Source organism: Candidatus Uabimicrobium amorphum, from assembly GCF_009002475.1.
GTDB lineage: Bacteria > Planctomycetota > Uabimicrobiia > Uabimicrobiales > Uabimicrobiaceae > Uabimicrobium > Uabimicrobium amorphum.
The window spans coordinates 1,028,023-1,043,488 of sequence record NZ_AP019860.1 but is presented as its reverse complement, the minus strand read 5'-3'; the positions used below and the strand labels follow the sequence as shown (position 1 = coordinate 1,043,488).

Here is a 15,466-nt window from a genome sequence, read left to right as displayed (position 1 = left end):
TACTAGCACTGCTATTCGATCTTATTTACCTGTCGCCAGGCTTCTTGTTGTTTTTCCGCGAAATAGCGACGAAAACTCGGTGCTGCCTGCTTTGCTTTTTGCCAATAAATGATTGCTTCCTTATACTTTCTATTATGAAATAGATAGTCGGCATACACAAAACGGAAAGTGTACGTATCGCAGCGTACCTTCAGCAACTGCACATGCTGACTGCTAAGATCCATATTGCGCTTCTTTGCAAATCGAAAAGTATTCACAATCGACATGCTTCCCCCTAACAGAGTTGGAACTTTCTTTATGGAAACGTCTATCATTTTTTGCTGTTTGCTATGTAAAGGCAACTTGACACGATACAGTAGCCCCTGTAGCCGCAGTAGCAGCATCTTTTTTAAAGATCTCTTATTTTTGGCAATAAAGTCTTCGACATAACGTATTTGTTTTTCCGCCAACTCCAAATTTCCTTTTTGTACATGCAGTTTTGTCGCTCTAAGAATTGTCATCACAGGCTTATTTTCGAACTTTTTATGAATGGCCATTCGCAAACCTTCCCGGAAATTTTTTTCTCTCTCTGAAAGTTTATGCCGTGATGTATCTTTTAAAATATCGAGGGCCAAATTGTCGTTGCCAGCAAAAAAATGATATTCACAATAAGGAAGTTGCACATCTCTATTCTTAAAAATTTTGTATGGCGTTAGTTTCTCTATCATTTGCCGCGCTTTGTCCATTTTTCCCTGGCGCATAAACACCTGCAACATTTCAACATCGGGTCGAAGTAAATGTGGGTTAATGTTGCTTTGTATATATTGGTATAAGAACGTCGCCTTATCATAAAATTCAAATTCCTTATACACTTCTAGTAACTTTACATAGAGAAGTTCCTCGTGTGGAATCATACGCAACGCCCGATGTAAGAACTCTAGTTTTTTACTAAGTCGTGTCTCCTTACGACATGCGAGGAGGAGGTTTCCAAAACCATTTCCCAGTAATTTTTGTTCAAAAAATTCCGTGATTTGCTGTCTCTGCGAAACTTTTTGGTATACGGTAATAATGTCCAATATTTCTTGAAGATCGCGACACATTTGCAACATTTTCATATATGTAGGGCTTTTGCCACGATTTTTTTCCAAAGAAGAGATGCACTGTTTACTTTGCTGGTATAGATTTTCAATTCTTAGTTGTTGCCAATTTTCCGCGGTAATGATTAGCTCGATCATATTTGTATAAAACAATTGATATTGCGACATCACATTTCTTGCATCTTTTTGCCAAATTTCGATAGCCTTTTTCTTGTACGCGTGATTTTTTTCGCGCATACGATACAGCAACATACCTTGGTGGTAAAGGGAACTAGACTTTTTGTCGTAAAACTCAATGAGTTGCGGTGTGTAGTCGGTTACGGGTACGGCAAAGCTTTTCTCTATTTTTGCGTAAGTCGTCATTTCGTTTTTGTCATTTACTTTCGAAGAAATAGGCGCTTTATAATTCAAATACAAAAGAATAGCACTGTTAGCAACCACGAGTAACAGAATGCGAATATAGGAAAATGTCGCGTTTTTTTTCACCGACGTAGTGGAAAGGTTTGGCGTAAACGTTTTTGGCGAAGTATGCGTTTGCGGTATGTTGTTCATCTGCGCGACATTTCTCTGACAGAGTAGTTCCTGTAGTTGCTGAACAGAGCCAATGCGTTCACGAGGATTTTTACGCAGTGCCCACGCAATGACTTGTGACACATAGCGCTTTTGCGCATCTTGTGTCTCGGGAAATAGCGGCGGAAGTTCACTATGCACGATTCTGTCAAGCGTTGAGACAATTTGCCCAGAAAAAAAAGGGGATTGCGGCATCCATGCAAAAAACTGATAGAAGACAACACCGAGAGAAAATACATCTAAGTTCCCACACATTTCAATGCGCAAATCAATTTGCTCTGGGGTCATATATGCCGGTGTACCAACGATATTGTTTGTCTTAGTAATGGTAACGAGTTCGCCATTGACGGCTTTAGCAACACCAAAATCGAGAAGTTTTGGTGTAAGACCTGGAGGAGTAAGAATGATATTCTCAGGCTTAATGTCGCGGTGAATGATACCATTCTCGTTCAAGGCCGCCACTGCACTGCAAATTTGTGCAGCAACTTGTAACTGTTGCTCTAGGGAAATACTATGTGCATATTGCTGCAAAAAGTCACTGATGGTAAAACCTTCGACATATTCCATCACGATGAAATATCGCCCTTGAAGATGAAAAAAATCCAAGCCCGTCACCAAATGCGGATGCTTTATTTTTGTCATGAAATAGTATTCGCGTTTAATACGTTCTACGAGGCTCGCATCTTGTTCACAAGTCAAGCATTCTTTTATTGCTACACGACGTTGCGTGTGAGTATCCATCATCAAATACACTTTGCCCATACCGCCGCGGCCAATCAATTTTTCCGGTTGATAACGATTGTGGAATAACTGTACCATGAATCTACCTATTGTCCTTTTTGCGAAAGCGTTGCAGCGCATTCTTAGCATACATAAAATCGGGATTGAGTTTCAGATAGTTCTCCATATAAAAAATAGCCTTGTCGTACTTCTGAAGCTTCGCATGTAAGTGTGCGTAATCATGACAAAAATCGAGTAAATGAGTTACCGAAAGCATCTGTGGGTCCACTTGACCAAAATGATACACCGCTTTTTTTATATCAACGCTCATATGTGTATAAACATAACCCAGTGAAATATGTCCTGAGGTGTAATTGTGGTTATTGATCAATTCCCTCAACAATTTAATCGCAATATCGGCATTGCGTTTCTTCTTTCCAGGTGCGAGATAAATGTGCCAGCGTGCCAGAGAACTTTTTTCTAATATATCGATTTCACTCTTGTACCATGGGGCACGATTCCGCGCCTCTCGACACAAATGTATCACTTCCTCATACCCTCCCACATGTCTTGCAAACTTAGCAAGGTACCACGGCACGAAGTAATACTCTCCTAGTTCCCTTCCGGTTTTGATCAGGAATTTCATGTGCGACTTATCTACATCAAGGTATGCATTGTACTTCTTACCTTGGCGCGTAGACAACAACATAAGAGCATAGCGGTAGGCCATAGCACGATGATCAAAACTTCGCGCGTTTTTGATGATATTGGTCGCCAATGTATACCCACGTAACCAAATTTCATGCGCCCGATCAAACTCATGTGTCTTTTTACAGAGTAACTTGTAAAAAATGGCCAATTGTAAACTGGTGTCTTTAGTCTCGTTTACTAGTGTATATGCTTTATCCACTTGACCTGTCAGGTAATATAATTTCACCAATTCTTGTTTGGAAATATCTCGTTTTTGCAAGTCGTTCTTTTCCACAACCTCTTGCCACAACCGCCATTCTTTATAAAACCCGCCCAGTTTCCTACTAGCATTTTCATGACAGGTTTTGGCATCCTGCAGCGCCTTCTTTGCTTGTGTCATATCTTTTAGCATAACAAACAGCCGTGTTTTTTCTAGATAGATAACCTCTTTACCTGTACCAAAAAAAGTCTTTTCTAAAAAACTCAAATGGCGAAACGCCGTTTTGTACTCTCCGCGAAAAATAAGGGCATGTGCCAGGTAAAAGCGCGCCACAAAAGAATAGGGATTTCGTTGCAATGCCTTTTTGCACAGAACAATGCCCTCTTCAAGAAGATAATTTTTAATGTAGTACTCTCCCAGCTTTTCATAAAAACAATAGCTGTCTTCAAGACGAATTGCATGAAGAAGAAGTTTTTCGCGCTGCCAATTGATGGTTTCCCCAAAAAAAGCCAACTCTAAAAAGGCATGCCCTCCACTTACTTCATCGACCACTTGCGAGATTATATTTCTTTTCGCCTGTCGATGTCTAACTTCAAGATTTTTTAGCCGTTCGCGGTGAATAAGTTTTGCGGAGAGGTCCTTCGTTTCGTTGAGATTATCTCTTTGGGTTGCCAACTCTTCATTGTACCAAGTTTCTAAATCGCGTAACCTAACATGCAAGTCGTACACTCGTTTGAAGTCTTCAAATTTTGTAATATAGCTTCCTGCACGATATTTTTTGGCGGTTTGTAATCCGTAATCGCAAACCGTGGCAAAATGAAATTCCTCATCTAAAATAAATCCGTCTCTTTGAATTTCCACCATCGTTCGCAAATATTTATCGGCGAGGGTCATAATGTGCAACGGTAAGTTTAGTTGACGTTGTTTTTGTAATTTGCGATAAATTTTTGTAACAGCTGGCCTCGTCTTCTTTATCCACTGTTCTTCTGACTGCATTCCATATCGTCGTGCCGACATGGTGAAGAAACCTATTCCCTCTTTATCAAAAAACGTTTCGAGATACTTTCCTTGGCGATCGTCCCAGCGATCGTCGCCCAAGAATGTCATATTTTTTTTGGCAAATTCTTGCTTAGAATTGTAAACCACGAAAGTCAAAACAGCAAGAATCGCAACGAACAGTAGTTCAATGTGAACTCGCTTGTCGTATATCTTTTGCGACAACATTTGTAGGAGCGATTTTCCGGCAATGAACTCTTGCAAGTCATCCGCTAAAAATTTTGCGTTGACATAACGAGATTCCGCAGAACGCTCCATGCACTTTAAGCATATCTCTTCTAAGTCTGTAGGGACCTCCGCGTTTATCTCACTGAGTTTTTGTGGACGCGAATTTACTATCTGATAAAAAAGTGCAGCATGGTTCTTTTCCGAAAATGGCAGCTTTTTTGTCAGAGCATAATACATGGTGACACCCAAAGAATATATATCGGAACGTTTATCCATGGTTTTGTACTGTAGCTGTTCTGGTGCAAGGTATGCCGGTGTCCCTTGTAAAACATCCACACAATCCCCACTGTTTTTGCGATTTTTTGCCAAACCAAAATCCATGATCTTTGGCTGATAACGCTCATCAACAACGATGTTTTGCGGTTTGATATCTCCATGGATAATCCCCTTTACATGCGCATGGTAAAGGGCTTCTGCCACTTTATGTATCATCTTCACAACAGTGGAGATACAAATAGCGCTATTGTCGTCGCGAATAAGGTCCTGTAAGGTTTTTCCCGCAACGTATTCCATGGTAAAGTAATACGTCGGATGGGTCCCGACATCAAAAAGTTTTACAATATGTTTGTGGTCTAATTTTGCAATCGCCTTAACTTCGCGTACGAATTGTCGATGTTGTTTTTCGCCAATAAAACGCGCCTGTAAAATTTTAAGCGCCACATGCTGTTTTCGCTTCGTATCGTAAGCCTTGTAGACAACCCCCATGGCCCCTTGCCCAACAATACTTTCAATGTGATAATGCAAAAATTGTTGTCCGGGGGATAGTTGTACATTGCGTTTTGCGGTGTGTTTATTTTCCATTGCCTAACTCATCCCGTTTCTTTTTTTGAAATTTTTCTAGGGCTTGGTGCGCGTATATAAAGGAAGGGTCTATTTTTAAGTAATTATTGATGTACTCAAGCGCCTTATCGTGCATTTTGTTCATAGAATACACGTGCGCGGCATCATACTGAAAGTCAAAAAAATGTATCGTGGATAACGTATCGGAATGGATTTGCTGTACGTGGTGTAACGCTCTTGCTGCATTTTTGTATTGCGGAGCATGGGTATAAATACATGCCAATAGGTTGTGTGCCGCGGCGTAGTTGTGTTTCTCTACCATATCTATCGCCAAATTTACAGATATATCTGGCCTTTCTCCTTTGAAAAAAGACCAGCGTGCAACACAAATTTTTTGTAACAATTCCATCTCACTTTTGTACCATGGAGCTAAGTTTTTTGCGCGGTTACACAATTCAATCACAAGACCATGCTGTCCCTGCGCTTTTAAAAAGTGCGCCATGTAAAGATGTGCAAAGTGATAGTCGGCAAACTCTGTTTGAACCTGTCGTAAATACTGAACATGTGCGCCGTTTAAGTTGATATATTTTTCATAATTTTTACCGTGGCGCGTTGATAAAAGCATAAGGGCGCAACGATATGCGGCAGCACGAAAATCAAAAGTCTGGTTCGGATCTTGAAGGATTTTAATCACATGGATATTTGCCTTTTTCCAAATTTGATCGGCTTGATCGAAATTGCGTAGTTTTTCCTCCACGATTGATTGATAAATCGCTAATTTTAAAAAACCATTGTGCATCGGCTCGTCGATTAAAGCATACGCTTTCTCATATTCCCCTATCTCAAAATACATTGTCGCCGCTTTTTCTGGTGCCAGTTGTAAAACGAAATCTTTATTGTCAATATTGTGAGCGATGTCTTGCCAAGCTTTGCAACGTTCATCAAAATCGCCGAGGATCGCTCTGTGTTCAACACGCCATTTTTTGGCATCGTCTATTGCTTTGAGTGCTGCATGAGAATTCTTTTGTAATACAAACAATCGCGCTTTGGCAAAATACAGCATTTCTCTACCCACATTGAAGTAGTTCTTCTCTAAGTATTTTAAGTGCGACAAAGCTCGCGAATACTTTTTATGTGAAATGAGCGCTTGCGCTATATAGTAATGAATCGCAGAACTAGTAGGATTTCGCTTCAGAGCTTCACGACAAGCGGCAAGACCTTCTGCATATAAAAAATGATGAACATAGTACTCGCCGAGTTTTTCGAAAAACCGATGACTATCTCCTAAAGCTGTTGCGTGAAGAAGAAATTTTTCGCGTTTCCAGCTAGTAACGTCATGCAAAGTCGATAAATCAAAGTATGCATAGGGATCTACGATTATCTTCTCCACCTTAGTGGTTTCCTCACGATTGCGATTGCGAAAAGCTCTCCCAGCTTTCTCTGCGCCCTTTGTATCGTTGTTTTTTTCTAATTCGGCGATCCGCTTTTGTTTCGCGGTATCGTTTTTATGTACCTTTTTGCGCAATGGGTATAGTTGTTGAAAGTTTTCCAACTTATTTGTTGTATAACGTAATTCATGCTCTTTTGCGACCTCAAGGCCAAAGTCACATATTTCAGAAAAATAAAAGTCTTCCCCCGTCAAAATTCCATCTTTGCGAATCGCAATCGTGGTTTCCAAATAACTACGAAATAAATTGGTCCCCTTTACCGATTGTGATGTTATTTGACGATGAACTCTTTTCGCAAGAGAGACAGCGTTTTTTTCCCAGTCCTGTTGCTTTGCATAACCATATCGTTGGCATTGTAATTTCAAGTTATATATAGCATGCTTAAAGCGATTTTTATACCATGGTAACACCTGAACAACTTTTTCGTTGTGTTTGTCCCACACATCCTTTTGAAGCTGTGGTGCCACATATTTCGCGTGCTTTGGCAATATACGCTTCTGGCGCTGTACCACTTTGTCCTTTTTCACAGTATCTCGCGGCGCAATGGTTTGTTTTTTTGCGATCTCTCCCTGAGAAAAAACTAGGTGTGTGATTAAATACAGACAACTCAAAGTGCACGCTATTTCCAACCACCAAAAACGCAAAGCGCGCTTGAAAAAACGTAACACGTTAGAAGACGATTCCGCCCATAATGGGCGACCTACGAGAAAATTTTGTAGATCACGTGCTAAAAAGCGTGCATTGGCGTAACGTTTTTGCACACTTTTTTGCATGCACTTACTACAAATAAGTTCTAAATCCACAGGGATCGAACTATTTACACTGCGTAACTTAGGAGGTTCTTCGTTGATGATCTGATAAAAAAGCGATACATAATTTTTTTCATTAAACGGTAATGTACCGGTCAGAGAGCGGTACATAGAAACACCAAGGGCGTAAATATCCGCACGTTTATCCACCTTTTTCTTTTGCAACTGCTCAGGAGCCATATACGCAGGAGTACCTTGAATACCACTTTGCGAAGCCTGGCTACTCTCATGATCTTTTGCCAACCCGAAATCCATTATTTTTGGTTCACGATTGCTGGTAATCATGATGTTATCGGGCTTAATATCACCATGGATCACACCTTTTATGTGCGCATGGTACAACCCCATGGCGATTTTAGAAAAAATACGCGTGATGGCGGCATGGCTCAAATTTTCATTAGCGATGACTTGAGCGAGCGTTTCGCCTTCGATATACTCCATTGTAAAGTAGTACGTCGGCTCAATTCCCACTTCAAATAACTTTACGATATTGTGGTGGTTTAAATTGGCAATGGCTTTGACCTCGCGTACAAACTGCTTGTGCTCCTTTTCGCCAATGAAATTTGTTTGCAAAACCTTCAAGGCAACATATCGTTGAAGATGTTGATCAAAAGCTTTGTAAACAACTCCCATCGCCCCTTGTCCAATCACACCTTCGATACGATATTGGCGAAATTCGGTTCCAGGAGCTAATTGGTAAAAATTTTGCTTCACCGTTTTTTCATTCACCGTTTTTCTCTCATCCTCATCTTTGAAAATCTTATTTTTTCTTTTCGCGAAACTTTCTTAGCGCACCTTCGGCCCAAATAAAACCAGGATTTAACTTTAGATATTTTTCCATGCTATCAATAGCGTCGTCATACATTTCTTTTTTCGCGTACAAAAAAGAGCGATCATAAAGAAAATCAAGAAAATCCCAAATAGCAAGTTTGTTTTCGTCGATTTGCTCAAAGTGATGCCTGGCTTTTTCAGGGTCTGTCGAGGTATAGATATAACCAAGTAGATTGTGTGCGGGAGCATAGTCGTCTTCGCGTATCATTTGTGCTGCGATTTTAACAGCAATATCTATTTTTTGCTCTACAGAAAAGCCCTTTATCTTTTCAGTATACCGGTACCAACGTGCCAGACATATCTTTTCCACAAGCTCAATTTCATGACGATACCACGGCGCAAGTCTTTTTGCTTCGTTGCATAGAGAGATGGTATGGCCATAAAGTCCTTTTCCTCTTGAAAACAAGGCCTGATAAAGAGAAGCAAAGTAATAGTTCTGTAACCTCTTACCGACTTTATTGAGTAACTGAATACCTGATTTAGACATTTCGTATTTCTTGCAAAGTTCAGAATGTCTACTTGTAAGAAACTGGTATGCGTAACGGTAAACAATAGGACTATACACCAAAACTTTTCTTTGTTGCTCGCTGCGAAGAATATGAACGGCATAGTTATATGCTTTTTCCCATTCCTGTTCCGCAGTGTCAAATTCAAATAATTTTCTATCGAGAAATCCACGATAAATCGCCAAACGCAACGGAATATTATATTTCATTTTATTCACTAATTCGTAGGCTTTATCCAATTTACCTAAACGGTAATACCATACGGTAGCTTCGTCCGTAGTTAAATCTGAAGTAAAATTTTCATTGGCGATAATTTTTTGCCATATGGAATATGTTTGTTGAAAGTTAAAACCACTACGGCCATATTTATGCGCCCAATTCCTGGCCTTTTGTAAAGCTTTTTGTGCCTGTATATACTTTTTCTGTATCGTAAATATACGCACTTTTTGCAAAAAAATCTGTTCGCGAAGTGTATTGAAAAAGTTTTTTTCTAGAAAATGCAAATGCTTTAGAGCACTGTCATAATCTCCTATACAAATCAGACCACGAGCCATATGATAATGTGCCAGTGGTGCATAGGGATTGTAATTTAAACATTGTCGACAAACAGCAATACCTTCATAGTAAAAGTGATAGTTTATGTAAAACTCACCCAATTCACTGTAAAAACGTTCGTTTTTTGCGCCATGAATGGCGTGTAGAAGTAACTTTTCACGTATCCAGACATCGCCATGATGGCATGCCAAGTAAAAGCAACAATAGGGGTTTGTTATTTTCGGTATTGCCTCTGTTAAAATACGATCTCTTTGAATACGTAGTTCGCCGTTTGAATTTTTGAATTTTTTTCTTAGAGAAACCAGTTCTTTGTTTATCTCATACACTTTTTTAAATTGTTGAAACTTGATCAAATAGTTTTTTAAGTTGCGTTTTTTCGCTACTTTAATTCCTAAAGCACAAATATTGGCAAACTTTTTATTCATATACTCATTCTTTTGTGTTTCTATGATGACTTGCAAAAGCCCTGTCGCCAATTTAAGGTCCGCTCCCTTCAATTTTTGAATTTGTTCGTAAGTGTTTTCAATGGCTTTTTCAAAGTCCTTTTTCCACATTAGATCGCCAAAATCCATACGTTGCGATAACAGCCGTAAATGATGAATAAATTTGTTTTTGCCTCGATACCACTCAGAAGCCTTTTTACTTTTATTTTGCAGCCTACTAAAATGGCTTTGTTCTTCGTTGTGCGATGTTTTATCCACAACTACAGGTATATTAAATTGAACAATGGCCAAAAATACCAAATATATGCCACTCAAACTTAGTAGTATCTCTAACCAGCGAAATTCCACCATGCGTTTGCAAAAACTCCACATATTGGAGGATGATTCTGCCCACAACGGACGCCCCACTAAAAAATTTTTTAGATCACGGGCCAAAAAACGCGCATTTGTATAACGCTTTTCTGGAGATTTATGCATGCATTTTTCGCAAATAAGTTCCAAATCTGTGGATACCGAACTGTCGATACTGCGTACCCTAACAGGAGTTTCGTTGATAATTTGGTAAAAAAGCGATACGTAGTTTTTTTCCTGAAAAGGTAATTTACCTGTAAGAGCGCGATACAACGTCACCCCCAAGGCGTATATATCTACGCGTTTATCTGTCGCGGCATTTTGTAATTGTTCGGGCGCGAGATATGCAGGAGTTCCTTGAATCCCACTTTGCGACATTTGGTTATTGCGCTGATCCTTCGCCAGCCCAAAATCCATGATTTTTGGCTCGCGGTCACGCGCAATCATGATGTTTTCCGGCTTTATATCCCCATGTACAATTCCCTTTAAGTGCGCATGATACAGACCCTGAGCTATTTTGGAAACAATACGTGCAATCGCCGCTTGGCTAATGATTTCATTTTCCAACACTTGCGCTAGTGTTTCTCCTTCAATGTACTCCATGGTGAAATAATGCGTTGGTTCTGTACCGACCTCGAAAAGTTTCACAATGTTGTTGTGATTAAGGTTCGCAATGGCCTGTACTTCACGCACAAATTGTTTATGTTCTTTCTCGCCGATGAAGCTTGTTTGTAGTACCTTTAGGGCCACATGACGCTGTAGGTGCTCATCAAAAGCTTTGTACACCACTCCCATTGCTCCTCGCCCCAAAAGTCTTTCTATGCGATACTGCCGGAATTTTTTACCTGAAGACAATTGATATAAATTTGTTTTTTCGAGGCTACTTTGCATTTAGCGCCTCCAATGCTTTCAACTGCTTCTCCGCCAAATAGTCATGAAAAAAAGGTAGCGCATGTATCGAACTTTCCCAATACCCTATGGCATCCAGGTATTTTTTATCGCGAAAAAAATAGTCACCGCGGATGCGAAAAAAAGTGTGCTCGTCACAACGTTGCTGCAGAGGTTCTATGAATACATCAAAGCTGAGATTGTGATCTATCGCAAAATATGCCCCCGCAATTAAAGATTTAAATTTTTCGTGATGGCCACCGACATCACTCAACTTAGTATTAAATTCACGAATCTGTGACAAAGACATGCGTTTATTTCGTAATTCGCTGCGATACAACAACAGTTGTGTGCGGTACAAATTGGCTTTTGTGCGTAAATAAGATTTTTTTTCAGCAGCGCGGTCTTCTCTGGCAAGTTTATTCTCGACATATGTGATATACTTTTTGGCTAATGCAATATTATCTTTTAATATGTACAATTTCGCGGCTTGCAGCAAAACATTTTGATCCCCGACGGTCTTGCCGACAAGACCACGTTGAATAATTGCCCGCAAGTTGTTCTCTTTTACGGTAAGACCCTTGGGTAACTTTTTAAGAACGCTTTGTGCATCGTCGTTTTTGTCGACTAAAAACAGATATTGCGCGTACAAAATTTGTACTTGGCTGCTAGCAAAAATTTCGTAGTTTTTCAACTTGTCTAAAATTTGCTTGGCTCTTTCGATTTTTCCGTGTGACATATATATGGCGAGCATCTCTACATCGGCACTCAACAAATGTGGATTGATATTTTCACGTAGGTGATCATACAGAGCCTCTGCTTCCTCATAAAAACCTGCTTCACGGTACACCTTCAATAATTCTACGTACACTAATTCTTCGTAAGGTATTGCATTTAAGGCCTCGTGTAGAAACTTTATTTGGTTGCTCAAGCGTTGTGTTCCTTGTAATGCGAGAAATAGATTTTCATATCCCCCGTAACGCCGTTGAGAGTCAAAAAACGCGCGTTTGGCTGCCTGACTTTTGTTACCTTCGTATTCTCTCTTGTAATCACGAATTATCTGCAGTACCTCATTGAATTGTCGACAATTGCGCAATATCTTCACATCCACAGGTGACTTGTCCGAAAAATTCTCTATCGTTGCCATTATGCCACGACAATCTTTGTGCAATAACCTTATAGGATTTCCCGCCCAATTTTTTTTATACATAACGGCGATCATATCCATGTAGAACAACTGATATTTTAGTTGCGTCGCTTTTTTCTCGTTGTCTTTAAAAATGGTAACGCCTTTATTCCAAATGTTTTTGGCTTTTCTTTGATACTTAGAATTTTTCTCCCGCATTTTGTAGAAAAGCATACCACGATGGTAGGGATCCCACAAAAATCTACTTCGCTCACCAAAATCAATGATTTCTTGGGTAAAGGTTCCATCGTCTAATTTATGCGATGTTTCTACCTTTGCAAAATCAGAGTTAGGCACAGAATCCTTATCTTTATTGCGATCAGGAGTGGCCACAGAAAGACTTCGTGGAACATTCTCACCGACAAGCGCCAACAAAAAAACATTGCAAAACACTAAAAACAACAATCCCTTTCTCATGGTGAACTTGTGTAAATAGTGCGTGGTGGTACGCCATACGTTTTTTCCGGCGTAGACAGGTTTTTCATCAATGAAATTTTGCAAATCATCGGCGAGTTTTTGTGAAGTTGCATAGCGATGTTCAGCTTTTTTTTCTAAGCACTGCAAACATATGCTTTCCAAATCTTTGGGAATTTCTTTTTTTATACGCCTAGGAGAAGGTGGTGTGGTGTGCAATATGTCAAAAAATAACGATACAAACGACTCATCGCGAAACGGCGGCTGTCCTGTTAAAATGTAATAGAGTGTTGCACCAAGAGAGTAAATATCGGACTGTGGCGTCACTTTTGCCCCTTGTACTTGTTCGGGAGATAAAAAAGCTGGTGTTCCCACAATATTTCCCGTACGCGAAATACTACTTTGTATCTCGGTATCTTTCGCCAGTCCAAAGTCAGTCAGTTTTGCTTGGTATTTGTCCGAGAGGATGATGTTATCGGGTTTGATGTCGCGATGTATGATGTTCTTTTCATGGGCATAGTCTAATGCCACGGCGACTTGGCGTAGAATATCCGCAATTTGTTTATAGGAAAGTTTGTGAACATCCTTGAGCGTTTTACCTTCGACATACTCCATCGCATAGTATAGCGTAGGTTGTTCTCCCACTTCGTAAAGTTTCACAATATTGTCGTGCTCTAGGCGTGAAATCGCACGTACTTCCTGAAAAAAACGTTTGTGGTCGTTCTGCGTAATAAACTGACTGCTAATAAATTTTAGCGCCACAACTCTACCCGTAATAGTGTCCACCGCTTTGTACACTTTTCCCATACCACCTTCGCCGAGTTTTTTATCCATTTTGTAATGGCGAAATGTGTTATGCGTCTTGGGAACAAATACTTGATCTTTTGTTTGGTGATCTTCAGACACATTCTGTTGCTTGGGTGGCGCGACGGGTGGATTTTGAGGGTCTAAAACAAACGAATGCGGCAATGCAACGTTTTCTTTGGGAAAGATTTGCTTCCAACGCCCTTCGTTTAAATACCGATTGTCAATTAACCAATTGCGGAGGGGTATATGTGATGATTCTCGGAGATATTGCGATGCTTGTTGTGGTGTCAAAATACCTTTGGCGATCAGTTTTTTTAATTTTTCTTTACTCATGATACCTCCATCGAGAATCATCTTTTTTTCATACGTATGAAAACCTTATCTACTCCGTGAGATTTTTTTGTATCTCTTCTGCGGCTCTTCTTCCCGAGAGCATAGCCCCGTTAATAGATGGCATATCCATATAATCGCCACAACAATACACATGATCGGCCACATGAGATTTCTTTTGTGAAATGCCGCTACTCATAAAAGGAATCGCGCGCTCAATACGATATGTTTTTAGGTGTTCCCATTTGTCGACCTGCTCGCCAAACCACGTACGCATTTCCTCGCGAATTTTCGCCAAAAGTTCCTCATCTTCCATATCTTGAGTCACTGTAAGTGAAATAAGATGCTGACCTTGTGGAGCATATCCAGAGGCCACAACACTGGGCACGCAAAGGGTATTGACAACTCCGCCCTTATTACCATTCAGAACAAGTATTGATTCAGTAATCGGTGCGACAGGTGACTTAAAGTAAACACATTGCGCTTCACTGTAGGTGTGGCTCGCCACTTTGTCGTCTAATTCATGCGCGCTAACAGCGTCTGTGGCAAAAAGTATATTCTCTGCCTTTATTCGCTCTCCACCTTCGAGCTCTATGTATTTACCATCCACACGTGACACGCGACTATTAAAACGAATAGAATCTTGTGGAAGTCGGTTCGCCATTTGTTGTGGAATTGCGGCCATTCCGTTTTGAGGTAAAGAAGCACTGCCTAATGACAACATACGAAATACAAATTCAAATTTACGACTGGAAGTTTCCAATTCGCGTTCGAGAAAAACACCTGATAAAAAAGGTCGATAAAATCTTTCTATCATTTTGTCAGAAAAGCCAACGCTTTTTAAATATTCCATTGTCGTCATTTCGCGGCGTGAAAAAATATCCTGTGTTTTTCCCTGGCAGATTTTGAAACGAATAAGAAGTGTGCGAATCTTATCCCCTAAATTTCCAACTTTGTTGCCTACGGCAGAAAAAATATGTTGCGGATGACGGATAGGATCTATGGCCCGTTCAAACTTGTCACCAACGCGTACCAGCGCACCATTTATAAATTTACCAAGACGCAAATCGTTATAATCTAGTACACGTTGGGCCTCAGGATAAGACGTCTGGAATACTTGAAACCCACGATCGAGTAAAAAACCATCTATATTATCTGTTTTTACGCGCCCACCAACACTATCGCTAGATTCTAATAGTAGAAATTTGACATTCTTTTCATGTAAAGACAGCGCCGCACCCAATCCTGCAAGACCTGCGCCAATAATAACCACATCGTAACTCTGTGCCGACACACTGCACTCCTTTAATTTTATCTACGAATAATTCTTTTAATTTTTACGCTTGTTGCGCAACAAACAATTTACTACCCCTTGTCGTATAAAGATGTTAATACACAGTATATTGCCATTATAATATATTGTTTGTAATTACAAGTACAACATTTTATTGTAAATTTTATGGCGTTATACTATGATATTTATGATGTTGTACTACCGTAAACTTACGGTAGTTTGCATCCTGACAAAAAATAATCCCGCGCTACGCACAAAAAAATT

Annotated in this window: 6 protein-coding genes; all 6 read right to left on the bottom strand. The window is 40.0% G+C overall.

The features are described 5' to 3' along the window. Positions 1–11 precede the first annotated feature (11 nt). From UABAM_RS03575 to UABAM_RS03550, 6 genes are read right to left on the bottom strand one after another with little or no spacing between them, the layout of a single operon-like run. The gene (locus UABAM_RS03575) at positions 12–2,465 is read right to left on the bottom strand and encodes a serine/threonine protein kinase (protein WP_173013119.1); all 2,454 of its coding nucleotides are present in this window, start codon (positions 2,463–2,465) and stop codon (positions 12–14) included. Positions 2,466–2,469: 4 nt separating this feature from the next. Beyond that, positions 2,470–5,361, bottom strand: coding sequence for a serine/threonine protein kinase (locus tag UABAM_RS03570; protein WP_151966629.1), 2,892 nt, complete (start codon positions 5,359–5,361; stop codon positions 2,470–2,472). After that, positions 5,351–8,326 (bottom strand): serine/threonine protein kinase, encoded by a 2,976-nt coding sequence (locus tag UABAM_RS03565; RefSeq protein WP_151966628.1) that lies wholly within the window; start codon positions 8,324–8,326, stop codon positions 5,351–5,353. The genes UABAM_RS03570 and UABAM_RS03565 overlap by 11 nt, the downstream gene beginning before the upstream one ends. A gap of 31 nt (positions 8,327–8,357) precedes the next feature. Beyond that, on the bottom strand, positions 8,358–11,174 hold the full coding sequence (locus UABAM_RS03560) for a serine/threonine-protein kinase (RefSeq protein ID WP_151966627.1): 2,817 nt from the start codon (positions 11,172–11,174) through the stop codon (positions 8,358–8,360). After that, on the bottom strand, positions 11,164–13,911 hold the full coding sequence (locus tag UABAM_RS03555; RefSeq protein ID WP_173013118.1) for a serine/threonine-protein kinase: 2,748 nt from the start codon (positions 13,909–13,911) through the stop codon (positions 11,164–11,166). The genes UABAM_RS03560 and UABAM_RS03555 overlap by 11 nt, the downstream gene beginning before the upstream one ends. 49 nt (positions 13,912–13,960) lie before the next feature. Continuing rightward, positions 13,961–15,202, bottom strand: coding sequence for an NAD(P)/FAD-dependent oxidoreductase (locus tag UABAM_RS03550; protein ID WP_173013117.1), 1,242 nt, complete (start codon positions 15,200–15,202; stop codon positions 13,961–13,963). Positions 15,203–15,466: the final 264 nt, after the last annotated feature.